At 69.5% G+C, this 23,068-nt stretch carries 23 protein-coding genes; 8 read left to right on the forward strand and 15 right to left on the reverse strand.

Annotated features, from left to right (window positions below; all coding sequences use genetic code 11):
- Nucleotides 1–32 precede the first annotated feature (32 nt).
- From ACYQZ5_RS11900 to ACYQZ5_RS11915, 4 genes are all read right to left on the reverse strand, one after another.
- Nucleotides 33–1,907, reverse strand: a complete 1,875-nt coding sequence (locus ACYQZ5_RS11900; protein ID WP_379731538.1) for a helicase C-terminal domain-containing protein — start codon at nt 1,905–1,907, stop codon at nt 33–35.
- Between the two features lie 81 nt (nt 1,908–1,988).
- Nucleotides 1,989–2,930, reverse strand: coding sequence for a DUF7351 domain-containing protein (locus ACYQZ5_RS11905; RefSeq protein ID WP_379731539.1), 942 nt, complete (start codon nt 2,928–2,930; stop codon nt 1,989–1,991).
- Between the two features lie 70 nt (nt 2,931–3,000).
- A complete protein-coding gene (locus tag ACYQZ5_RS11910; protein WP_459846286.1) occupies nt 3,001–3,288 on the reverse strand; it encodes a hypothetical protein in 288 nt (95 codons plus the stop codon).
- A gap of 98 nt (nt 3,289–3,386) precedes the next feature.
- On the reverse strand, nt 3,387–4,208 hold the full coding sequence (locus ACYQZ5_RS11915; RefSeq protein WP_379818918.1) for a fumarylacetoacetate hydrolase family protein: 822 nt from the start codon (nt 4,206–4,208) through the stop codon (nt 3,387–3,389).
- 145 nt (nt 4,209–4,353) lie between these two features.
- On the opposite strand from ACYQZ5_RS11915, the gene ACYQZ5_RS11920 reads away from it, so the two are divergent.
- From ACYQZ5_RS11920 to ACYQZ5_RS11935, 4 genes are all read left to right on the forward strand, one after another.
- On the forward strand, nt 4,354–4,995 hold the full coding sequence (locus tag ACYQZ5_RS11920) for a DUF7504 family protein (protein WP_379732563.1): 642 nt from the start codon (nt 4,354–4,356) through the stop codon (nt 4,993–4,995).
- A 48-nt stretch (nt 4,996–5,043) separates the two neighbouring features.
- Nucleotides 5,044–5,379, forward strand: a complete 336-nt coding sequence (locus ACYQZ5_RS11925) for a DUF5783 family protein (RefSeq protein ID WP_379732564.1) — start codon at nt 5,044–5,046, stop codon at nt 5,377–5,379.
- 69 nt (nt 5,380–5,448) lie between these two features.
- Nucleotides 5,449–5,823, forward strand: coding sequence for a NifU family protein (locus tag ACYQZ5_RS11930; RefSeq protein ID WP_379732565.1), 375 nt, complete (start codon nt 5,449–5,451; stop codon nt 5,821–5,823).
- Between the two features lie 90 nt (nt 5,824–5,913).
- Nucleotides 5,914–6,507, forward strand: coding sequence for an Sjogren's syndrome/scleroderma autoantigen 1 family protein (locus ACYQZ5_RS11935; RefSeq protein ID WP_379818917.1), 594 nt, complete (start codon nt 5,914–5,916; stop codon nt 6,505–6,507).
- Nucleotides 6,508–6,522: 15 nt separating this feature from the next.
- Here the strand turns inward: ACYQZ5_RS11935 and ACYQZ5_RS11940 are convergent, their stop codons facing one another.
- The 5 genes from ACYQZ5_RS11940 to ACYQZ5_RS11960 all read right to left on the reverse strand — a co-directional run bounded on the left by ACYQZ5_RS11940 (nt 6,523) and on the right by ACYQZ5_RS11960 (nt 13,274).
- A complete protein-coding gene (locus ACYQZ5_RS11940) occupies nt 6,523–8,955 on the reverse strand; it encodes a DEAD/DEAH box helicase (protein WP_379731456.1) in 2,433 nt (810 codons plus the stop codon).
- Nucleotides 8,956–9,029: 74 nt separating this feature from the next.
- A complete protein-coding gene (locus tag ACYQZ5_RS11945) occupies nt 9,030–9,272 on the reverse strand; it encodes a ferredoxin (RefSeq protein WP_379731455.1) in 243 nt (80 codons plus the stop codon).
- A 69-nt stretch (nt 9,273–9,341) separates the two neighbouring features.
- Entirely contained in the window at nt 9,342–10,685 is a 1,344-nt protein-coding gene (locus ACYQZ5_RS11950) for a cytochrome P450 (RefSeq protein ID WP_379731453.1), read from the reverse strand.
- A 121-nt stretch (nt 10,686–10,806) separates the two neighbouring features.
- A complete protein-coding gene (metG, locus tag ACYQZ5_RS11955) occupies nt 10,807–12,885 on the reverse strand; it encodes a methionine--tRNA ligase (protein WP_379731451.1) in 2,079 nt (692 codons plus the stop codon).
- 110 nt (nt 12,886–12,995) lie between these two features.
- Nucleotides 12,996–13,274 (reverse strand): hypothetical protein, encoded by a 279-nt coding sequence (locus tag ACYQZ5_RS11960; RefSeq protein WP_379818914.1) that lies wholly within the window; start codon nt 13,272–13,274, stop codon nt 12,996–12,998.
- Between the two features lie 87 nt (nt 13,275–13,361).
- On the opposite strand from ACYQZ5_RS11960, the gene ACYQZ5_RS11965 reads away from it, so the two are divergent.
- On the forward strand, nt 13,362–13,976 hold the full coding sequence (locus ACYQZ5_RS11965; protein ID WP_379731784.1) for a TetR/AcrR family transcriptional regulator: 615 nt from the start codon (nt 13,362–13,364) through the stop codon (nt 13,974–13,976).
- Between the two features lie 27 nt (nt 13,977–14,003).
- Here ACYQZ5_RS11965 and ACYQZ5_RS11970 read toward each other — a convergent pair whose 3' ends face one another.
- The 4 genes from ACYQZ5_RS11970 to ACYQZ5_RS11985 all read right to left on the reverse strand — a co-directional run bounded on the left by ACYQZ5_RS11970 (nt 14,004) and on the right by ACYQZ5_RS11985 (nt 17,338).
- Nucleotides 14,004–14,960: a VOC family protein gene (locus tag ACYQZ5_RS11970; RefSeq protein WP_379731785.1), complete on the reverse strand. Its 957-nt coding sequence runs from the start codon at nt 14,958–14,960 to the stop codon at nt 14,004–14,006.
- A gap of 93 nt (nt 14,961–15,053) precedes the next feature.
- The gene (locus ACYQZ5_RS11975; protein WP_379731786.1) at nt 15,054–16,040 is read right to left on the reverse strand and encodes a TatD family hydrolase; all 987 of its coding nucleotides are present in this window, start codon (nt 16,038–16,040) and stop codon (nt 15,054–15,056) included.
- The gene (locus ACYQZ5_RS11980; protein WP_379731787.1) at nt 16,040–16,924 is read right to left on the reverse strand and encodes a fumarylacetoacetate hydrolase family protein; all 885 of its coding nucleotides are present in this window, start codon (nt 16,922–16,924) and stop codon (nt 16,040–16,042) included. Before ACYQZ5_RS11980 ends, ACYQZ5_RS11975 begins: the two co-directional genes overlap by 1 nt.
- Before the next feature lie 6 nt (nt 16,925–16,930).
- Nucleotides 16,931–17,338 (reverse strand): DoxX family protein, encoded by a 408-nt coding sequence (locus ACYQZ5_RS11985; protein ID WP_379731788.1) that lies wholly within the window; start codon nt 17,336–17,338, stop codon nt 16,931–16,933.
- 202 nt (nt 17,339–17,540) lie between these two features.
- Between ACYQZ5_RS11985 and ACYQZ5_RS11990 the strand changes: the two genes are divergently transcribed.
- Complete coding sequence (locus ACYQZ5_RS11990) at nt 17,541–18,935, forward strand: amidase (protein ID WP_459846293.1); 1,395 nt, start codon at nt 17,541–17,543, stop codon at nt 18,933–18,935.
- Nucleotides 18,936–18,976: 41 nt separating this feature from the next.
- Complete coding sequence (locus ACYQZ5_RS11995; protein ID WP_459846295.1) at nt 18,977–19,828, forward strand: alpha/beta fold hydrolase; 852 nt, start codon at nt 18,977–18,979, stop codon at nt 19,826–19,828.
- On the opposite strand, the gene ACYQZ5_RS12000 is transcribed toward ACYQZ5_RS11995, so the two are convergent.
- Nucleotides 19,801–20,286: a DUF456 domain-containing protein gene (locus tag ACYQZ5_RS12000; RefSeq protein ID WP_379818936.1), complete on the reverse strand. Its 486-nt coding sequence runs from the start codon at nt 20,284–20,286 to the stop codon at nt 19,801–19,803. The two genes, ACYQZ5_RS11995 and ACYQZ5_RS12000, sit on opposite strands and share 28 nt — an antisense overlap.
- An 81-nt stretch (nt 20,287–20,367) precedes the next feature.
- Between ACYQZ5_RS12000 and ACYQZ5_RS12005 the strand changes: the two genes are divergently transcribed.
- On the forward strand, nt 20,368–20,739 hold the full coding sequence (locus ACYQZ5_RS12005; protein WP_379732613.1) for a 4Fe-4S dicluster domain-containing protein: 372 nt from the start codon (nt 20,368–20,370) through the stop codon (nt 20,737–20,739).
- Here ACYQZ5_RS12005 and tmcA read toward each other — a convergent pair.
- Nucleotides 20,736–23,039: a tRNA(Met) cytidine acetyltransferase TmcA gene (gene tmcA, locus ACYQZ5_RS12010; RefSeq protein WP_459846298.1), complete on the reverse strand. Its 2,304-nt coding sequence runs from the start codon at nt 23,037–23,039 to the stop codon at nt 20,736–20,738. The two genes, ACYQZ5_RS12005 and tmcA, sit on opposite strands and share 4 nt — an antisense overlap.
- Nucleotides 23,040–23,068 lie beyond the last annotated feature (29 nt).

Below are 23,068 nucleotides of genomic sequence, written 5' to 3' on the forward strand. Positions count from 1 at the left end.
GTCACCCCACGCGTCCCGACTGGTGCGACTGCTCATCCGTCGCCCCATACGTCCGAGAGCGGATGGTTCTCACGCTTCTCGGCTTCGGCCTCGGTTTTGTTCGTCGGCGAGTCGCCACTCGAACTGGACGACGAAGCCGTCGACGACGAGCGCGAGGACGAACTGGACGCGGTTCCGGCCGAGCCGCCGGACTGTCGTCGGCTACTCCGGTCCGAACTCCCCGGAGAGCCGACGCTCGGGCTGGCGTCGACGCCCGCGAGCGCGGCCGCGGGATCGGCCTCGGGGAGGTCCGGCCGGGAGATGCGGTCGACCTGATCCTGGAACCATCCGGGGATGTCCGTGCTCGCGCGGTCGAACAGCTCCAGCAGCGAGTCGTCCGCGAGGTAGGTCGCACCGTAGTCCTCCGGCGAGCGCACGACGCGCCCGCAAGCCTGGATCACGGTTCTGAGCGCGGCGCGGTAGTACCACGCCCACTGGCCCTCCTCGAGGCGCTGCTCCACTCTGGAGTCGTTGGTGTTGAGGTAGGGGGCCTTGCAGAGTACCTGCCAGCGGCAGAGGTCGTCCTCCAGATTGAGCGCCTCCTCCATCTTGACCGAGAGGAACAGTTCGGGCTCGTCGCTGGCCTTCCACGCTTCGAGTTGGGCGTCGCGGTTCTCCCGGTCGTGGACGCGCACGCGGCCGGCGACGCCGAGTTCGGCGAGGCGGTCGGCGAGCCGCTCCTGGATCGCGTAGGAGTGGCAGTGGATCAACCCCTTCTCCCCTGCGTGTTTCGCCATCAGGCGGACGATCAAGTCGGCGATCTTCGGCAGCGTCTCGTCGCGGTGCTCGTAGGTCATCTTCCCCTGCGTGACGTCGTACAGCGGGCGGTTCTCGACGGGGAACGTGTGGCCCACCTCGACCAGCGCGACCTTCTCGGGGTCGAGGCCGACGCCGCGGCAGAACGCCTCCTTGTTGAGCATCGTCGCCGACAGCAGCGCGAACTTCGAGCCGCGGTCCCAGACGGTGTGCTGGAGATACTTCGCCGGATCGAGCGGCTTGATCGTGATCGGGCCGCCGGCGCCGTCGGGCTGGTCGACCACCCACGTCGTCGGCGAGTGGGCGTCACGGTAATCCTCGACGAAGTAGGAGAGCTCGCTGATCAGCTCCTGCAGGCGGTCCCGGCGGGCGGCCTCGTCGGGGGTAAGCTCGGGCTTCGCGAGCAGTTCGTCCTTCTCGACCTCGCAGCGTTCGAGTAGCTGTTCCGAGAAGCGAACGGCGCCCTCGACGGGATCGCCCGTGGCGGCGGTCACGTCCGGCACGTCCACGTCGTCCCAGACCGGGACTCTCCGGGGCGTGAGTTCGACGGCGGCGTACATCTCCGCCCACTCCGCGAGCCCGTGGGCTTCGTCGACGACGACCACGTCGCGCATCCGGAACACGTCGCTGCCGGCGGTCTGCATGAAGTACGCGAGCGTCATCGCCGCGATCGGTTGGTTGCTGGCGATCGCGCGGTCCGAGAAGTACGGACAGCGGTGCCGGACCGTGCAGTCGAACCCCTTCTTGCGGACGCAGGGGGCCTGATCGACCGGCGTGTCGTGCTCGCCGGGGAGGATGCAGTCGTAGTTGTTCTTGCCCCGGATCACGCGGAAGTCCTCGAGCAGGTCGTCGGCCTCCACGTCGTCCAGTTGGCTGACTTGCGGCGTGGTGTAGTAGGCGCCGGTGGGCTGGGCGGGGTCGGCCTCCTCGACGGTCCGGGCGGCGCCCATGATCGACCGCGCGAGGAGGGACTTGCCGCTGCCCGTCGGCGCGCGCACGAGCACCACGTCGTTCCCGGCGGCGAAGGCGTCGCGGATGTCCGCCAGCGCCTGCTCTTGGTTGCCGCGGAAGGAGGGCGCGGGGAACGAGTCGGGGATGCGGGCGGGCTCCACTCTGTGTAGTGGTACGCTGTCGGCCGGATGAATGTAGCGCTCCGTCACGGGGCGACGACGCGACCGGCGTTACCGGGCGGCTCAGCCGTCGAGGAACGCGTCGTCGATGGTTCGGGAGTACGTGTCCCCGTCGATTGTCAGCCGAACCTCGACCTCCAGCGGGGATCGGGAGTGAACGACGGCGTCGTAGTCCGAGATCGCGCTGAGGTACTCCGTGACCGAGTCGGGGTTCACGGGGTTCAGCCCGTGATCCGTCATGAACCGCAGGAACTCCGTTTCCGCGAACAGCCCTTGGAGCACGCCGCCGCCGGTAGCGAAGTTGCAGTTCGTACACGCCGATCCGAAAACCACCGACCGACGGCGGCCACAGGTCGAGCAGACGCCGTCGTCCGTTTCGTGGTCTTCACACGCCTCGATGCTGCGGTCAGTGCGCGCCGAACACCGGGGGCAGATGCCCGAACTCGCCGTGACGAACTCGGTCTGACCGAGGCCGAAGGCCGCTTGCAACACCTCGTCGGCGGTCCGGCCGTTCAGCCCCGCCGGGGGGAGCGGCATCCCGCCGAGCCACCCGTACTCCTCGGGGACGTCGGCGCCGGACGAGGCGTGAGTGTCACCGTACGCGCCCGTACACTCGGTACAGAAGACGTCGACCCGCTCTTGGTTGTAGCGAACGAGGACCGGGGCGCCGCAGTAGTGGCAGTCCTCGTCGACCGGCGTCGGCTCCATCACCGGCGCGTCGGTCACCGCACCCGAGAGGACTGCCTCGACGACGCGTTCGCCGGCCTGCCGGAGGGTGTACCCCTCCTCGGTCTTTCTGAGGAAGTGACCGACCAGCTTGTCGAGGTGGTAGTTGAACTGTCCCGAGTCGCGGACGTCGACGGCGTCGTGGAGGTCGGAGAACGAACGGGGGCCGTCGGCGTCACCCAGCTGCTGGATGATCTCGAGTCGGATCTCGTTGCCCAGGGTCGCGAAGGCGTCGTCGGGCGAGACGCCCGTCGCGTCCGGCTCGGTCCCGGAAGCCATGCGCTCACGTTGGCTGTCACGTCTAAAAGAGTTCGTGGTGAGTTATCTGAACCCGAGTAACGACCCGTGGCTATCTCGTCGGGTTGCCGGCCGATGTCGGGGGGTCGTCCGTCTCGGGCCTGATTCCGCGTATCGACGCCGGTACCGCGTCGACGACGCGTGAGGGGGCGTCGCTCCGTGCCGTCCGGATGCCGGCGACGAAGCCGGCTACCGCGACGACCGCGGTCGGAGCCTGCATCGTCCAAATCCCGACAAACACGACGATCGGGACGGCGATAACGGCCGCGAACGCCCCGTCGTGGGGCTCGGCGGCGATCGTCGGTCCTGTACTCCCGTGGTGGTGTGGATGGTGTTGCATCACGATTACTGCGAGCCCCGCCACCACAAAAAGTGTGATCTGAAGAATGTTTCTGTCGAACGTCGGACCGAAGTTCGCTTCTGTTCGGAATCTGGTAGCTACCGGACGACGTCCGCCGCGACGCTCCCGATCCCTTCGACCTCCGCGCGCACGTGTGAACCCGGCTCGATCACGCCCGCGCCGGGCGTCCCCGTCGAGATCACGTCGCCGGGTTCGAGCGTCATCACGTCGGAGTGGAACGCCACCAGCTCCCGCGGCGGGAACTCCATGTTCCCCACGACGTTCTCCGCGACCGTCTCGCCGTCGACGACCGTCCGAACCGTCGTCTCCGAGAGATCCGTTCCCGACTCCGGCACCGCGAGATGCGGCCCCAGCACGAGAAACGTGTCGAAACTCTTCGCCCGGGTGAGGAACCGCGGATTCCGCTGGAGCACGTCCTCGGCGGTCATGTCGATCACGGGCGCGTAGCCGGCGATCACGTTCTCGGCCTCCGCAGCGTCGACGTTCCGGCACGTCCGACCGATCACGACCGCCAACTCCGCCTCCGCAGTCACGCGCTCGCTGATCGACTCGGGCGGGAGCCGGATCGGGCCGCCCGGCCCGGTCGCCGCCGTCCTCGGTTTGAAGAAGCTCGCCGGCTCCTCGGGAGCGTCCTCCGAGAGGTCGCCGGCGTGTTCGACGTAGTTGAGGCCGATCCCGAACAGCTTGCCCGGCTCCTCGACGAATGCACCCAGTGAGCGCTTCTCCCGGGGAATCCTGTCGGCGGTCGCGGCGTCGGGAGAGGGGAGCGTCCCCGCGGCCGCGGCCGGGAGCGCCTCGCGGACGCTCGCGTGCTCGGGCGTCGCGGCCGCGAGCGGGACGAAGCCGTCGTCGTCGCCCAGCAGCGGGTCGCCGTCGGCGGTTCGTGCGAGGTAGCGCATCAGCGCCACCCCCGCGTCGGGTCGGCGGCGTGTGAGTCGGTCGCCATACTCGGTGCTGTGCCGCAGGCCCCATCAACGTCCCGGACCCCACGGACGGGGGAGGGAACAGGGTTTTGTGGGCGCCCCGCGAGGTACACGTATAAAGATGGAGGAGCCCACGAGCGAGGCCCTGGACTCCGCCATCCCGGTCGACCAGCTCGCGGCGGGGAAGGCCGTGCTCGTCCGCGGGCCGGCGATGTCCGGGAAGTACGATCTGCTCCTCCGCCTGCTCGGCTCGCTCGCGGACTGTTCGATCCTCGTCTCCACCAGCCGGCAGAATCGCGGCGCCCGATCGGACTTCGCCGCCTACGGCGACCCCGACTGCTTCGGCGTCGTCGACTGCGCCAGCCGGGTACAGGGACAGGACGACGGCGGCGGCGAGCTGGTCCGCTACGCCTCCTCGCCGAAGAACCTCACCGAGGTGGGCGTGAAGTTCACCGACCTCGTGGACCGCTTCCAGGACGACGGCGTCGAGCACGTCGCCGTCGGTCTCCACTCGCTGTCGGAGCTGCTGATGTACAGCGACACCGAGCAGGTGTACCAGTTCCTCCGCGTGCTGCTCGCGGAGGCCCGGGGGATGGACTGGCCGACCGTCGCCGTGATCGACGACGACGCCGCCGGGGAGGCAGCGGTCACCACGCTCACCCAGCCGTTCGACGCCGTGATCGCCACCCGGCGCGACGACGACGGCCGATCGTTCCAGTACCGGGCGGCCGACGGCGAGCCGGGCGAGTGGGTCGGGTTCTGAGCCCGCCGAGTCGCCCCACTTTTGCCGTCCCCGCGCCAACCGCGGGTAATGGCCGATTTCGACCCCGAGACGTTCGAGGAGGAGAAGTACGCTGAGCACTTCACCCAGCTCCAGCGCGCCTACAAGAACGCGTTCGAGACGATGAACGGACAGTACAACTCCGACCTGATCCACGCGATCGACCAGCAGGTGCTCAACGAGTCCGAACCGCACTTCGTCGACGGCCGCTTCGAGGTCGAGCTTCCCGAGAACGCCACGGATCGCGTGACTGCGGTCGATACCGACGCCGAGACGCTGACCGAGACGCTCGATCGCTACACCGACGAGATCGTCGCCGAACTCCACGAGCTGTTCGGCGTCGAGCGGGCCGAGAACGAGGCCTGAGCCGGGTATCGAACGTGTTCGGGCCGCCCCGAACCAAAGGCATAAGCCGCCCGCTCGCGAAGTGAGTGTATGAGCACGGAGAGCCAGTCCGGCGACGACCTTCGCGACCGCGTCAGCAACTTCCTGCGACGCAACTTCCCGCAGATCCAGATGCACGGCGGTTCGTCCTCGATCACCCACCTCGACCGCGAGGAGGGCGTAGTCCACATCCAGCTCGGCGGCGCGTGTTCGGGCTGCGGTATCTCCCCGATGACGATCCAGGCAATCAAGTCCCGGATGGTCAAGGAGATCCCCGAGATCGAGAAAGTCGAAGCCGACACCGGCATGGGTGCCGGCGCCGACGGCGACCTCGGCGGCACCGGCGGCAGCAGCATGAGCCCCTCCTTCCCCGGCGAGGGCGACGACGACGGCGAGGACGACGAAGGGCCGCAGGCCCCGTTCTAACGCTCGCGCGTCGCGTTCCCGTGTTTTCGACCGCGTAGCGGCGCCGCCGGACTACCACGCCTTTTCAGTACGGAGCGCCAACCCACGCCCATGAGCGAGGAGTTCGACAAGGAGGCCGAACGGGAGAAGCTCCGCGAGAAGCTCGAGAAAGACGAGGAGAAACGGCAGGAGACTCAGCGTATGAGCGAACTCCTGCTGCAGGGAGCGACGATGACCAACGAGCACTGCGACCGCTGTGGCGACCCGCTGTTCCGCGACGGCGGGGAGACGTTCTGCCCGACCTGCAGCGGCGCCGGCGGGGAGCAGCCAGCGGAACCCCAACAGGCGGCGGAAACACAGCAGGCTGCGCAGCCGCAGTCACGGCAGCCGGCGCAGTCACGGCAGCCGACGGCCGAGCCGTCCCGGAGCGCCGAACGAACGAACGGCGCCGAGCCGACGGCACGGCCCGAAAGCGGCGCCGACGTTGCGCAGCAGACCGGATCGAACACCGACGAACAGCCGGCCCGTGGACAGCGAGCGCCCGAACCGACGGCCACCGACGCCGCGGGGCCGCGGGCGGAGCTTCAGCGCGCGGTGACGACGACGGCACGGAACGCGAGCGAGGCCACCGACCCCCGGACGGCGAAGGAGTGGCTCGAAGCCTCGAAGGAGGCGGCCGAGGCGCTGGCGGCGCTGGAGCAGTAGCTCGAAGCCCGGGCGTCAGCCCGTGTACTCGCTCCCGACGACCTCTCGGAGCCGGTCGGCGGTCACCTCCCCGATCCCGTCGACGTCCAGCAGATCCTCCTTCCTCGCGGTCATCACCGCCTCGACCGTCTTGAACTCTTCCAGCAGCGCCCGCGCGGTGACGGGGCCAATGTCGGCGACGCTGCCGACGACGTACTCCTGCTGTTCGGCCAGCGTCTTCCCCGACTTCTCGCCGTGGACCGACACCGTGCGGTCGCTCTCCTCCTGCTCGCGGCCGGCGACGACTTCGAGCAGGTCGGCGGTGTCGTCCTCGTCCTCGGTGCGGAGCACGCTCGCGTCGAAGTCGATCGCCAGCGAGGAGAGCGCCCCCCGGATCGCGTTGGGGTGGACGTTGCGCTCGCCGTAGAGGTCCTCGCCCTCGAGGATCACCACGGGCCGGGCGTACGCCCGCGAGAGGTCGCCCACCTGCTCGAACATGGATCGGTCGCCGCCGGTCAGCGTGTCGAGGAAGTCCGCGACCGACTTGCGCTCGACGGCGACGCGATCGGAGAGCACGTAGTCGCCGACTTCCAGCGTTTCGAGGCGGGTCCGGACGCCCTCCCGGCGGGAGAGCTCCTTCGCGATCGGCGAGTCGAGTTCGCGCTGATCGACGACGACCTCTATCTCCTCCTCGTCGGGGTCGGAGTCGGCGGTCGCGACGACGCCCTCGGTGGTGTCGTCCTCGGCGTCGTCGGTGGATTCACTCCCCTCGTCGTCCGCGGCGAAGTCGTCGAGTCCCGGGGAGAGCCGCTCCTCGCGGGTGTCACCGTCGTCAGCCGACGCCCCGCCGTCCTCGCCGGCTCCGTGTGCCGGCGAGCCGTCGAACTCGGAGAGCGCCTGCTGGGCGTCGTCGAGCTCCTCCTCGACCTCGTCGGCGACGCCTTTCAGCTTCCGGAGCTCCTCCTCCATCTCCTGTTCGCGCCGGCGGGCGATCCAGAAGAAGGCCTCGTCGCGGGTGTCCTCCGCGAGGAGGACGACGACCTTCCCCTCGGCCTGTCGCCCGGTTCGGCCCTTCCGCTGGATGGAGCGGATCGCGGTCGGGACCGGCTCGTAGAACAGCACGAGGTCGACCTCGGGCACGTCCAGCCCCTCCTCGGCGACGGAGGTGGAGACCAGCACCTCGAACTCGCCGTTGCGGAACGCCTCCAGCCGTTCCTGCTGTTGGTTCTGGGTCATGCCGTCCGACCCCTCCTTGTCGCCCTGCCCGACGAACTTCCGCGTCTCGAAGCTCTCGCCGAGGAACTCCGTCAGCGCCTCGGCGGTGTCGCGGGACTCGGTGAACACGATGACGCGCTCGCCGTCGCCGATGCCCAACGTCTGGGCGAGCAGGATGCGGGCCTGCGAGAACTTGGGGTGGAGGCCGTCGTACGTGTCGGCTTTCCGCATCGCGCGGCGCACGCGCGGGTCGCTGACCATGCGCTGGCTGGCCTTCGACGCGCCCGAGGAGCGGGCGTCCTCGCGCTGGCGCTCGAAGTAGCGCCGGACCGACTCGACGGACTGGGTCTCGACCAGTTCGACGGCGCGGCGGAGCTTCATCACCTCCGCGTGGGTGCTCATCCCCTGGTACCCCTCGCTCTGGTCGTTGTTGATCAGCTTCTGCAGTTCGGCGCGCATTCCGTTGAGCTTCTTCTGTGAGAGGTCCGGCTGGGTGGTGTTGGTGACGCCGAGTTCCTTCAGATCCTCCAGTCGCTCGGTGATCACCTCGTTCAGCAGGTCGCGGATCTCCAGAATCTCCTCGGGGAGGTCGACGCGCTCCCACTGCACGTCGGTGTCGTGGGTGAACTCGTCCACGTCGGCGTCCTCCTCGGTCATCACCTCCACCTCGGTCAGCCCGAGGTTCTCACAGACCTGCAGGATCTCCTCCTCGTCGCCGCCGGGGGAGGCCGACATCCCGGTCACGAGCGGGTCCGCGGCGTCGGCGTGGTAGCGCTCGGCGATGTAGACGTAGGCGTAGTCGCCGGTCGCGCGGTGGCACTCGTCGAACGTGAGGTGGGTCACGTCCGACAGCGAGACGCGGTTGCCGACGAGGTCGTTCTCGACGACCTGCGGCGTGGCGATGACCACCGTCGCGGAGTCCCAGAGTTCGGCGCGGTCGTCGGGGCTCACGTCGCCGGTGAACACGACGATCTCCTCGTCGGGGATCTGGAGGGCCTCGCGGTAGAACTCGGCGTGCTGCTGGACCAGCGGCTTCGTCGGCGCCAACAGCAGCGCCTTCCCGCCGACCTCGTTCAGTCGTTCGGCGGTCACGAGCAGCGAGACGGTCGTCTTTCCGAGTCCGGTCGGGAGACAGACCAGCGTGTGGGCCGCCTTCGCCGTGCCGGCCAGTTCGAGCTGGTAGCGCCGCTGCTCGAGGAAGTCGGGGGTGAGCAGCGGGTGATCGATCCGGCCGACGTCGTCGGTGGCCGCCATTTGTCGGTACTGGGGCGCGCTCGCCGATAAGGGTTCGGCGAGCGGGGTGGAACTGAAACGGGGGTGTCAGGCTCTCAGACGATCTGCTCGCCGGCGTCGTCGTAGACGCGGATGGCGTCGACGGGGCAGGCCCGCGCGGCGAACTTCGCGTCGAGTTCGGCGTCCTCGGGCACCTCGCGGACGAACACGTCGTCCTCGGCCTCCTCACTGTCGACGAGGACCGCCTTGCCCGCGTCCTCGTCGCGCTCGAAGGCGTCCCACTCGGCGACGCACTGGAACATCCCGATGCAGGTGTCGCGGTCGTACTCGATCCGCATAGTGAAGGGTTGTGCAGGCGGTGCTAAGTGGTTGGCGTCGCTCGGACCGCCGAGTGGATGGGTCGAGCCTCAGCGGCGCTCGACGCGCATCGGCATCCCGTTCCGGGGGTGGGCCGTCAGCGTCGGGAGGAGTTCGAGCGGGGTCTCGCCCTCGTACTCCAGGCGGAACCGGCTGGCCGTCGTCGCGACGATGGATCGGGCCTCGAGCATCGCGAGGTGCTTGCCGATGCAGTGGCGCGGCCCGCCGCCGAACGGGAAGTACGCGAACCGCGGGCGCTCCTCCGCCCGCTCGGGGCGCCAGCGCTCGGGGTCGAACGACGCCGGATCGTCCCAGTGGTCGTCGGAGCGGTGGACCGCCCACTGGGGGAGCATGATCGCCGCCCCCTCGGGGATCGTGTAGTCGCCGATCTCGACCGGCTCCCGTGGCTCCCGGAAGATGGTGTACACCGGCGGGTAGAGCCGCATCGCCTCCTTGATCACCCACTCGGTGTACTCCAACTCCCGTACGTCCGCCATCGTCGGGCGGCCGTCGTCGACGACGGCGTCGATCTCCTCGTGGAGCCGGCGCTCGACCTCGGGGTGCTCCGAGAGCAGGAACCACGTGTACGTCAGCGTCAGCGCGGTGGTGTCGTGGCCCGCGAGCAGCATCGTCATCATCTCGTCGCGGAGCTGTTCGTCGGTCTGTTCGCCGTTTTCCCGGGCTCGCACGAGCAGCGAGAGGAAGTCCATCGGCGCGTCGGGGTCGTCGTCCGTGCCCACGTCGCCCCGGCGCCGGGCGACGATGTCGTCGATGACGCCCTCCAGCTCGGCGACGGCGGCGTCGAACTCGGCGTCGCCCGGCATCGGCACCCAGTCGGGGACTGCGAACCGAATGGGGTCTGGCTCGAACCGCATGCCGAGCGGCTCCAGTTGCTCGCGGACGTGCTCCAGCCGGTCCCGGGGGAGTTCGACGCCCATCATCAGGTCGAGGATCACATCGATGGTGACCGTCGTCATCTCCTGTTCCACGTCGACGCGGTCGCCGTCGGCCCAGTCGGCGAGGCGGGACTCGGTGTGGTCGACGATGCGGTCGGCCATCCCCGAGAGCCGGGCCATGTCGAACGCCGGCTGGGCGAGCGTGCGCTGCTGTCGCCACGTGTCGCCCTCGCTGAGGAGGAGTCCGTCGCCCAACAGATCGCCGAGCGCGTCGTCCTGAAACGCCGGCTTGCCGAAGCGACCCGCCTCGGAGACGAGGATTCGCTCGATGGCCGCGGGGTCGGTGACCACGTACGTGTCGAGCGGCCCCATGTCGAACCGGCTCACGCCGCCGTAGGCCTGTTCGAGCCCCGTGACGAACCGGAACGGGTCGCGAGCGTACTGGTGGCTGCTCCCGAACACGGGCTTGCCCTTGGGACCGGGCGGCGTTCGAGACATCGTTCGTAGTACGTGCTAACCGGGCATAAACCCCGGTTCCGCGTCAGAAAGGAGCGGGCGGATCGGATCGCTGGCGGTCGCCGCTACCGGAATGTCGTCCCGGTACGGCTGTCGGTCGCCGCTACCGGACCTTCGTCCCCGGCTCGGCGTCGCCGTGTGTCGTCAGCAGGTCGGCCTGCTCGCCCGCAGCGAGCACCATCCCGTTGGACTCGACGCCGAACAGTTCGGCCCGTTCGAGGTTCGCCAGCACGATCACCTTCTTCCCCTCGATCTCGTCCATATCGTGGAGCTGCTTCAGCCCGGCGACGATCTGGCGGGTCTCGGCGCCGATGTCGACCTCCAACCGGGAGAGCTTGTCCGCGCCCTCGATCCCCTCGGCGCTCTCGATCCGGCCGACCCGGATGTCGAGGCCTTCGAAGGTGTCGAAGTCGATACGCTCGTCGATCAGGGGTTCGAGTTCGCTGTCGTCCATCTCGGTGTTCTCGTCCTCGGTTTCGTCGTCCTCGCTCTCGTCGTCCGCAGCCGCTTCCTCGATCTTCTCTTCGAGCGCCGCGTCCAGCTCGTCGACGCGGTCGTCTTCGATCTTCTCGAACAGCTCGTCGGGCTCGTCGAACGCGCCCGGCTCGGCGTACACCGCGTCGGTCTCGGCCTCGTGTACGTCGGCGTCGACGTTCAGCTGTTGCCAGACCGTCTCGGCCTTCTCGGGCGTGATCGGTTCGAGCAGCACCGCGACGGCGACGGCGACCTGCAGGCAGTCCCGGATGACCTGCGCCTGCTCGTCGCTGCCGTCCTCCAGTTGCCACGGCTCGTGCTGCTGGATGTACTCGTTGCCGAACTGCGCGAGCTCGACCGCGGCGTCGCCGGCGTTGCGCACGTCGTAGTTCTTCACGGCCTCGCGGAACTGCCCGACCGCGGCGTCGATGTGCTCCTGCACGTCGTCGCTCACGTCGGCGTCGGGCGTGCCGTCGAAGTTCCGCGCCGCGAACAGCATCGAGCGGTAGACGAAGTTGCCGACCGTGCCGACGAGTTCGCCGTTGACGCGCTCTTGGAAGCGCTCCCAGGTGAAGTCGAGGTCCTGCTGGAACCCGCCCATCGTGGTGAGGTAGTAGCGCAGCAGGTCCGGGTGGAACCCCTCGTCGAGGTACTCCTCGGCCCAGATCGCGCGGTTCCGGCTGGTGGAGAGTCCCTTGCCGTCGATGGTGACGAAGCCCGTCGCACAGACCGCGCGCGGTTCGGCGTGGCCCGTCGCGTGGAGCATCGCCGGCCAGAAGATGGTGTGGTGCTGGATGATGTCGCGACCGATCACGTGGACGATCTCGCCGCCGTCGCCGCCGTCGCGGCCCCAGACCTCCTCCCAGTCGTACTCGTCGGCGCCGACGCGCTCGGAGTACTGCTTCGTGGAGGAGACGTACTCGATCGGGGCGTCGACCCAGACGTAGAGCACGAGATCCTCCTCGCCGGGGTAGTCGACTCCCCAGTCCATATCTCGCGTAATGCACCAGTCCTGTAGCCCCTCTTCGAGCCACTCGCGGGGCTGGTTCTTGGCGTTCGACGTCCCTTCGAGGCGGTCGAGGAACTCGTCGAGGTAGTCGGCGAGTTCGGAGACGGCGAAGTACTTGTGCTCGCGCTCGCGGTACTCCGCGGGGTTGCCCGTGATCGCCGAGACGGGGTCCTCGATCTCGCCGGGCTCGAGGTGGCGGCCACAGCCCTCGTCACACTCGTCGCCGCGGGCCTGCTCGCCGCAGTACGGACAGGTGCCCCGGACGTAGCGGTCCGGGAGCGGGTCGTCCTCCTCGGGGTCCCACGCGACCATGATCTCGTCCTCGTAGACGTAGCCCGCCGCTTCGAGTTCCTCGACGAACTCGCGGGTGAGCTCGGTGTTGGTCTCGTCGTTGGTCCGGCCGTAGTTGTCGAAATCGACGTTGAACCGCGGGAACGTCTCCTGGTACTTCTCGTGGACCGGCATCGCCAGCTCCTCGGGGGTGATACCCTCCTTGGCGGCGTTGACGGCGATGGGGGTGCCGTGCATGTCCGAGCCGCAGACGTACGCCGACTGCTGGCCGAGCTTCTCGATCGAGCGATGCAGCGCGTCCGCCGCGGTGTACCCCCGGAGGTGACCGATGTGGAGGTCGCCGTTGGCGTACGGCAATCCACACGTCACCACCGCGGGACGGTCGGTCGGGAACTCCTCGTGACTCATCTGGGTGGAAGTTGTCGATGCGGGCCTAAAGCCCGCCGGTTTCGGTGATCGACCGGTGGCCGAACGCGCCGCGGAAAGCTCTCGGGGGCGTGTCGACCGCCCGGCGCCGATCAGGCGTTCCGGAGGTACGAGTCCTCGGGCAGTTCCGCGTCGTGTTCCCTGACGATCTCGGCGGCGCGCTCGTCGACGACCGCGGGGGCGGGGCGCTCCGCCGTCTCGCGGACGTGGCCCGCAACGAAGCGGGTCAGGTCCGCCACGGCGTCGCCGCCGGCGGCCGCGTCGACGGTCGACAGCGCCACGCGGAGCGACTCGCGGAACGCCGCGTCCTCGCCGCCGATCTCCGTGGCGACCGCCTCGTCGACCTCCCGAACCGCGGTATCGACGTCCATGGGGAGCCGTTGTGTCTGACGGTAGATAAGACGAGTGGCGGCGTCGAACGAGAAAAGCGCTATATAGCCGACCGGGGTATAGCGGATATGAGCGAGCTGGAGCAGCGCGGGGTCCCCGAGGAGACCCGGACCGAGATCATGGAGGCGACGTTCCGGGCCGTCAGCGAGCACGGCTACGCCGGCCTCCGGATGCGCGACATCGGGGAGGAGATGGAGAAGACCCGGCAGATCATCCACTACCACTACGACGGGAAGTACGACCTGCTGGCGAACTTCCTCGAGTACATCATCGAGCAGTACGAGGGCAGCGTCGAGGTCGAACGGGACGTGCCGCCCTGTGAGGAGCTGGACATCCGCATCCGGCAGTGTCTGTTCGGGCCGGGGTTCGAGGAGTTCGACCACTGGGAGCGGATGAAGGTGTACCACGAGCTGTTCACCCACGCACAGAACGACGAGCGCCACCGGGAGATCTTCGACGAACACCACCGGCGCCTCCGGGACAGCATCACGCAGGTGGTCGCCGAGGGGATCGAGCGGGGCGACTTCCGCGACACCGACCCCGAGCGGACGGCCCAGCTCATCACCGACGTGATCCACGCCGCCCGGGAGCGGAAGCTCTCGCTGGGTCACGACGACGCGCCGGAGGAGGCGGTTCAGGCCATCGACGAGTTCGTCGTCGACTCGCTGATCGTCGACGAGTAGCGGCCGAAAAGCTGCGGTCGCGGCGGATTAGTTCTTCTCGAGGGGCGGCAGCATCTCCTTGATGCGCTCGACGTCGACGTCGAGCCAGTCGGGCACTTTCAGCTCCTCGCCGTACTCATCGACGTCCTGATCGATCCCGAAGCCGGGACCGTCGGTCGCGAACTCGAACACCGATCCGCCGGGCTCGGTGATGTAGCGGGAGTGGAAGTAGTCCCGATCCTTCGTGGACGTGGTGTAGTAGCCGTTCGCGCGGAGTTCGTCGCTGATCTGGTCCTGCTCCCAGCCGTTGGCGACGCGAAACGCGATGTGGAGGAACGTGCCGATCCCCAGCGCGCCGTTGGGCGCGTTCGGCCGGATGAGCACGTCGACTTTCCGGGCACACGGCGCGTCGCCGGGCGCCTCGTACCGGACGCGGTCACCGGCCTGCGGGTGGGTGGCCTCGCCGACGCGGTCCCAGCCCAGCGTCTCGAGCACGTCCATCGTGCCCGCGGGGTCCTTGGAGTGGACCGTCGCGTTGTACATCCCGCGGATGCCGTGCTCCTCGGGCACGTCGCTGCCGTCGGTGTACGCCTCGATATCGGACTCGCCGGTCACGAGTTCGAAGGGGACGCCGTCCGGCCCCTCGAACGCGATCGCCGTCTCGTCGAAGCGCTCCTCGACGGTGTACTCGACGTCGTGATCGTCGAAGCGGTCGGTCCAGAACTCGACCGACCCCTCGGGGATCGTCAGCCCGACCGAACTGGTCTGGCCCTTGCCGACGAGACCCTCCTCCATCGGCATGTTGGTCATCGGGAAGAACGTGATGATGGTGCCCGGTGTCCCCACCTCGTCGCCGTAGTAGAGGTGATAGATCTTCTCGGGTACGTCGAAGCGGACCGTCTCCTTGACGAACCGCATCCCGAGCACGTTGGTGAAGAAGTCGTAGTTGTCCTGCGGGTCGTCACAGAACGCCGTCACGTGGTGAAGCCCTGGAACGTCTGGCATGGTTCACCAACTGGTAAAACCGAGACCATAATAATCGTTTGCATACCATACGTTCACACGGGTCGACGATAGCAAGAGGTGCCCGTAGCCCCTTCAGGGGAGGACCGACCGCGGGTTCTCGTACACCACCTGCCGGATCGCGTCGACGCCGACACCGTGGCGGTACAGCTCGGCGATGGTCCGCTTGAACGCGAACACGTCGCTGCGCAGCACGCCGGCGCTGTCGGTTTCGACGAGGATGCGCTCCGGCCCGTACTCGGCGACGATCTCGGCCACGTCGGTCGGCGAGACGCCCAGTAGCCACGGGTAGCTGACGGTGAAGCTCAGGTAGCAGTCCGTGTTCTCGAGCACGTACGGCGCGATCTTCGGGTCCATGTGCGAGAGCACGACCTGCTCGTGGTCGAGCCCGGCCTCGTCGGCGAGTTCGGCGTCGATGTCGACGGCCTCCCGCTTGGGGTACTCCGAGGTGAGCACCGGCTCCTGCTGGCGCGCGAGGTCGAGTTCGTAGCCGGGGAGGTTCCCGCTCTCGCGCTCGGGGAAGTCGACGTCCTCCAAGTCGGCGGGCGTGTGGACGACCGCCGGGAGGTCGTGGTCGGCGGCGACTTCGAACTGCCGGCGGGTGACTTCCTTCTGCTCCTCCAGCGACCAGCCGGCGACGTGCTGGGCCTCGGTGATCCCGATCTCGCCGATCGCGGCCACCTCGTCCAGCGCCGCGTACTCGGGGAGCACCTCCAGCAGCTCCTCGTAGTTCTCGACCCGCGCGCCGGTGTGGATGCCGACGCCGACCTTCGCGTCGAGCAGGTGGGACTCTCGGATCTGCGGCAGGCGGTTGAGCGCGTCGTCCCAGAGGTAGCGCACGTCCTCCGGCTGGACGGGCTTGTAGGGGGTCCAGTAGTAGGCGGCGGCCATCGTCACCATCCCCGCACAGCCGCTCAGCGCGTAGCGCTCGCGGTCGTTCCAGGAGAGCGTGTGGGCGTGGTTGTGGACGTCGATCCACGGGATGCTGTGGAGCTCCGCGGGGATCGACTCGAGGCCGTCGCCGCCCTCCAGATCGGTCGGGCGCTGTGTCGGGTACGACATCAGTCGGTGTACCGACAGTGGTTCGTGAGCTCGCCGACGCCCTCGACGCCGACGGTCATCTCGTCGCCGTCCTCGAGCAGCACCTTCGGCTCGCGGAAGTAGCCGACGCCGTCGGGCGTGCCCGTGAAGATCACGTCGCCCGGCTCCAGCGTAAAGGAGCGGCTACAGAACGCGATCAGCTCCCGGATCGGGAAGATCAGGTGCTCCGTGTTGGAGTCCTGCAGGCGCTCGCCGTTGACCTCCGTCCAGATGTCGAGGTCGGTCACGTCGTCGATCTCGTCGGCGGTGACGAAGTGAGGCCCCATCGGCGCGAACGTGTCGAGGCTCTTCCCGCGAACCCACTGCTCGTCGGAGAGCTGGAGGTCGCGGGCGGAGACGTCGTTGCCGACGGTGTAGCCCGCGACGTACTCCAGCGCCTCGTCCTCGCTGACGTTCCGGGCCTCCTCGCCGATGACCGCCACGAGTTCGCCCTCGTAGTCGACGGCCTCGGTCAGCTCCGGGTCCCACTCGACCGCGTCGTCCGGGCCGACGATGCAGGTGCCGAACTTCGAGAACACCAGCGGCACGTCGGGGATGTCCTCGCCGCCCTCGTCGGCGTGTTTCGAGTAGTTCAGTCCGATCGCGACGATCTTCCCCGGGTCGGTGACCGGCGACCGCGTCTCGAGCGACTCGGGCGCGTAGATCGCCCGGTCGGCGTCGACGGCCGACTCGACCGCAAGCTCCGCTTTCTCCCGCCAGTTCTCGACCGTCAACAGCGCCGTGAGCGTCGACGGGAGTTCGATGCCGGTGGCCGCGCCCGCTTCCGGGAGCGAGACGACGCCCTCGTCGACGACCGCCCCGACCCACTGCTCGCCGTCCGCCGTCGTGAATTGTCCGAGTTCCATCGTGAGCTAGAACAGTCCGAGGTTGGCTCCGTACGCCCAGACCTCGCTACCGGTCGAGAGGAGGACGAGCGTCCCCCCCAGCAGCCCGACGTTCTTCAGGAAGTGGTTCAGTTCGTTCTCCTTCTCCTCCTCGCCGGCGTTCCAGAAGTCGTGGAACAGCGGCGTCGCGACGATCAGGAACGTCGCGAGCGCCCCCGCCGCAATCACGGGGTAGACCCCGAGCATGATCCCGAGCGCGCCGAGGACGAGGATCACGCCCGACGCGATGACCGCGGCGCCCGGCAACGGCGTCCCCTTGTACTCGGCGTACCCCTTCCGGCTCTCGAAGTCGGCGAAGTGGTTGTAGCCGTTGTACAGGAAGAGGACGCCCAGCACGAGGCGGCCGGCGAGCAGGAACTCCGCTTCGAGCGCCATCAGCGGAGCCCCGCGACCGCGTCCCTGTTCTCGATACATCGGTCCGGGTGGGTTGTCGTGTGCATCGCTTACACCTTTTACAGAGTGGTAAATAGTTGTTTCCGTATCTCAGGTGATAGGACCGCTCGCGGCCCGTGACGGCGGACGCGGGCGTCGTGTGACGGCCAAACAGCCCTTATGCGTCGGAGGGGAACGATCGACCATGGAGAACGCGGACCCGTCACGGGTCGAGGCCTGGGTCGACGACTACCTCGACCGGGTTGGGTCGCTCCCGGCCGACAGCGTCGCCGGCGCGTTCGATCCGCCGTACCCACAGGAGCGGGCGGACCCCCACGACGCCTTCGCGGAGACGTTCATCGCCGACGCGCCGCTGTCGGGGTCGCTGGTCGACCTCGACCTCGCGGTGAAGGAGAACATCGCCGTCGGCGGCGTGACGACGACCTGCGGCACCGACTGCTTCGAGTGGACGCCCGATATCGACGCGATCGCGGTCGAACGGCTCCGGGCGGCGGGCGGCTCGATCGTCGGCACCACGGACATGGACCCGTTCGCGTTCGGCACGACCGGTGAGCTAAGCGCGCGCGGCCGGACGCTGAACCCCGCCGTCGAGGGGCACGTCCCCGGCGGCTCCTCGTCGGGCAGCGCCGCGGCGGTCGCCAGCGGCGAGGTGGACGCCGCCTTGGGCACCGACACCGCCGGCAGCGTCCGCATCCCCGCCTCGTTCTGTGGCGTCGTCGGCTACAAGCCCACCTACGGGATGGTTCCGACCGAGGGCGTCGTGCCGCTCTCGCCGTCGAACGACCACGTCGGCGTGCTCGCCGGCGACGTCACCACCGCCGCACGCGTGCTGGAGGCCGTCGCCGGCCGCGAAGCGACGCGCCCCGACTCGCTGACAGCGCCCGACCGGCTCGCCTTCGTCGACGATCTCGATCGGACCCCGCCGGAACTCCGGCTGGGCGTCCCCGCGGAGTTCATGGCGGCCGCCACCGACGAGGTCGAGGCCGAGGTCGAGTCGGCCGTGACGACGTGTGCGATCGAACTCGACGCCGAGGTCAGATCGGTGACGTTCCCCGAGGCCGGGGCGGCCGTCGACGCCAACGACGCCGCGACGGTGATGGAGTTCGGGGCGCTGCTGGAGCGGGGCGGGCTGCTCGGGGCGGGCCAGCGGGCGGACCTGCGGGCGGCGCTCCGGCGGGCGAACGAACGCCGCGACTCGCTGCCCGGCCGGGTGCGCGACCTGATCGAGACCGGCCGGGCGCTGCTCGAGCGCGCCTCCGACGCGTACGGCCGGACGTGGGACGCCCGGCGGCTGGCGATCCGGCGCCAGCAGGCGCTGTTCGCCGAGGTGGACGTGCTCGCGACGCCGACGACGGCGATCCCGGCACCCGAGTTCGGCGCCGTGCCGGGCAGGGGCGGCGTGTCGGTGCTCGATACCGTCGAGAACACCGCGCCGTTCAACGCCACCGGCGCGCCCGCGGTGTCGGTCCCCTGCGGCGAGGTCGAGGGCCGGCCCGTGGGGCTGCAGTTGGTCGGCCCGCCGGGAGCGGACGGGTTCCTGCTCCGGGCCGCGGCGTCGATCGAGTGCGTGCTCCACTGAGAAGTCGGCGGATTTTTTCGCCGCTGGGCCGACGCCGGGGCATGGATCTACCGTCGGACTGGGAGACCGGCACCGTCGCGGCCAACGGCGTCGACCTCCGCTACTACCGGACTGGCGAGGGACCGCCGATCGTCTACGCCCACGGCTTCTACGGTAACGGCCGGAGCCGTCGCCGCCTGATCGACGACCTCGCAACCACCCACACGGTCGTCAGCTACGACGCCAGAGGACACGGGCGGTCGGCGGCGCCCGAGACCGGCTACACCGTCGACGACCGTGCGGCCGACCTCCTCGGGCTGCTCGACGCGCTCTCGCTGTCGGAGCCGGTGGTGATGGGCCACTCGATGGGCGGGGCGACGGTGGCCGCCGCCGCGGCCGAGGCGCCGGATCGGATCGCCGGCGCCGTCCTCGTCGATCCGGCGGGGTTCACCGGCGAGCCGGCGCCGATGGGACCCGACGAGCGCGCGGCGTTCGTCCGCGAGCAGGTCGCCGAGTGGGAGGAACGCGGGGTCGACGCGATCGCCGAGGAGAACGCCGAAGAACTGCCCGAGGAGTACCTCGACGCCGCGCCCGGCCAGCCCCGCCGGGAGGCCGAGGCGGCCGTCGAGTGCAGCCCCGTAATCGCCGAGATCGCCCGCGAAGGCTACCCCGAGGAGGCGTACGTCACCGAACTGTTCCCCGAGATCGACGCGCCGACGCTGGTGCTGCGGGCCGACGCTGAACCGGAACGCCGCCGGACGGATCTGGACGCCGCCGAGGCGCTCCCGAACGGGCGGCTCGTCCACGTCCCCGACGCCAGTCACGCGGTGTTCCAGAGCCAGTACGACGCCGCGATGCGGGAGCTTCGGGCGTTCCTGCGCGGCTGTCAGAGCCAGAGCACGAACACGACGTAGCCCGCGAGCATCGACGCGGCGAGCAGGAACACCGCGACGCCGGAGGCCAGCATCCCGACCGTCGCCCAGAGCGCGTTCTCCCACGCCTGCTCGAACTCGCGGTCGGCGCGGCGGATCTCCAGCGCGAACACCGTGCCGAACAGCCCCAGCAGCACGCCGAGCGGGCCGAAGACGAAAAAGAGCACCAGCCCCGCGGCCGCGGCGAGCAGCGTCGTCGTCGTGCGCGCACCCTTGGCCCTGCCCGTGATCGCGCCGCCGAACAGGTCGACCACGATCGTGAGGATCCCGACGACGGTGAAGCTCAGGAGCAGCCAGATCCCCATCCGGCTGGGACCGAAGACGTACTCGACGTACACGCCAGCGAGCGCGAGCAGTCCCGAGGGGACGCCCGGCACGACGCTCGCGACGACGGCGCCGACGAGCAGCGCCAGCGCGACCGCGGTCACGGCGTCGATCATGTTCGGGCGAACGCGGCCGGCGCACAAGAATCCCGGCGGGCGCACCAGCGGATACTTACGTCGAGAGGGGGAACTCCGGCTATGCCCATCGACCCCAACTTCGACAGCAACCGCGAGCGCGTCGAGGGCGAGGAGGCGGCGGCCGCAAGCGGCGAGGACCAAGATGAGGCCGCCGTCGCGGTCTGGGGACCCGTCGACCCGCCGGAGCAACTCGGCATCCACGGCACCCACGTCGCCGTCGACTACGACCTCTGTATCGCCGACGGCACCTGTCTGGAGGACTGCCCGGTCGACGTGTTCACCTGGGTCGACACGCCCGACCACCCCGAGAGCGAGCGCAAGGTCGAGCCGACGTTCGAGGACCAGTGCATCGACTGCATGCTCTGTGTCGACGTCTGCCCGGTCGACGCGATCGACGTGGACGCCAGCCGCGCTGGCGGCGGCGGGCTTTAGTCCCAGTACGCGCGGTGCTCCTTCGCCGTCTCGGTCCCGTACGTCTCCACCAGCGGCTCGCAGGCGTCGCCGAACGCGCGCATCGTCATCCGGGTCGACACCCTGTCGAGATCCACGGCCACGTCGTCCCACTCGCGGTTCTGCAGCACTTTCTCGACGAGTAGTCGCTCTTCATCCGAATCCAACCCCGCCGCGCCGAGGATTAGCTCCCGCAGCGCCAGTTCCGTGAACGCCGCCGGCGCGGCGTGGTAGCTCCCCATCCCGTTGGCGGCGTCGACGACGACACGCCAGTCGCGCTCTGAGAGGGCCGGTTCTTCCGGCAGCGCGCTGTCGTCGACCGCCCGCAGCGCCCCGCGGATCACGTCCGGGTCGACATCCGAGAGCGGTCCAGCGAGCACGCCCGGCGCGCGCTCGCGGAACCACTCGGCGTGCCGGGCAGCGAGGTCGGCCCCGGAATCGGTGAGCGGTCGCACCATCAACGCGGAGTGCTCGCCGCTGGCGTCGTTCTTCGTCGTCGAGAGGTGGACCGTCCGGTAGCCGTTCTCCCGCCAGAAGTCGAGGAGTTCGGGCGTGGCGCCGTAGCCGACGCCCAAGTAATCGACGCGCTCCCCCCGCAGGTCAGCATCGCGGCCCCCGTCCTCGCGGAACTCCGCCTCGATCGCCGAGAGCAGCCGCGAGCCGAGGCCGCCGGACCGAACCGCGTGGTGGGTCGCGATCCGCATCACGCGGTAACCGACCGCAACGCCGCCCTCGCGGTCGCGGAGCTGGCTGGTGAACACGTCCGGCAGCATGTTTCCGCGGATTCGGTCGCCGCGGTAGACGCGCTCCCGCGTCTCCTCGCGCAGACCGCCCTCGCGGGCGAGGAGGGCGACGCTGACGACCCGGCCCTCGTGCAGCAGCGCGCGACAGGTGAGGTTCGGCGCGTCGAGCAGGCGTGCGAGGTCGTCGGGTTCGGTCCGGTAGTGAGCGAGCACGAGCAGGCCGAACGCCTCCCGGAGCAAGTGCTCGTCCGCGAGCAGCCGTTCGGGGGAGAGCGTCTCGTACTCGACTGATTCGGGCGTCGCGTCGGCGACCAACTGGTCGACCGGGGGCCGGGCGTCGAGCAGCAGCGCGCGGAACGCCCACGACTCCACGGGATCGCCGGCGGCGTAGCGGATCGGCTCGTCGAGGCGGGCGTCGGTCACGTCGCGGTCCGAGTCCGCGAGGCTCCCGCGGAAGCGCACGTCGAAGCTCCGACCCGCCCCCTCGTAGCCGTGGACGGTGGTGCAGAAGGCGGCCGGCGGACCGTCGAGGAAGCGTTCGAGCAGCGAGACTGGGAGCGCGGCCGCCTCGTCGACGATCACGGCGTCCGGGTCGTCCGGGAGGTCGGCAGCCACGGGGGGGCGGGCGAAGCGGACGCGGCCGCCGGAGTCGGCGTCGATGCAGTCCGCCGCGGAATCAGCGAGTGCGTCGGCAGCAGCGAGCCGTTCCCGAGCGCGGGCGAATATCTCGTCGGCGCCGCGGCGCTCGGGCGCGGTCACGAGCACGTCCGCCCCCTCGCGGGCGAGCGCGCCCGCAGCGAGCCCGGCGGCGCTCGACTTGCCGCGGCCGCGGTCGGCCTCGACGACGACCGCGGGGTCGGAGTCAGTCGCTCGCAGCGCTTCGAGTTCGTGGACCGCCTCGGCCTGATCGACCGTTCGGCAGGCGCGGTAGACGTCGTCGTCGAACGCCGCCTCCGCGGGCGGTTCGGGCGTCTCACGGGGGCGGGCAGGGTACGGGTCCGTCAGCCCGTCGTCGCGGATTTCGACGGCGTCGCCCTCCGGGCCGTCGTAGCTCTCGTCCACCTCACAGACTGCGGCGCCGGGGTGCGCTCGGAGCGTCGCCACGAGCCGGCGGCGGAACTGCCCGGCCACGTCGTCGATCTCGAACGGCGGGACGGCGAGCGTCTCGTCGAACGCGTCGTGGCGCTCGGCCCAGTCGTCGAGGTCGGGCGCGAGCAGGACGTACAGCCCGCCGCCGTCGACCGCGCCGACGGTGCGACCGATCGCGTTGGGCGAACACTCGTCGTGGCCGTCGAGGACGATCGCCCGCTGCGTGCGGCCGAGGAGTTCGCGGGACTGGCGCGGGCCGACGTGCTCGAACGGCCACTCCTCGGCGGCCGAGACGGCGGCGCAGTCCGGGATCGGCAGATCGGCGGCTTCGATCGCGTCGACGGCGGCGCGGCGGGTCGCGTCGGGGGGACCGGAGAGCACCAGCAGCCGGCGTTCGTTGGCGCGGTCGGCCTCCGACCGGAGGTCGGCGGCGAGCGAAGCGAGGGTCACGGTCGGCGTTCGCCCGCCGGCGGTTTGCC

It is taken from the genome of Halolamina salina (assembly GCF_054653455.1).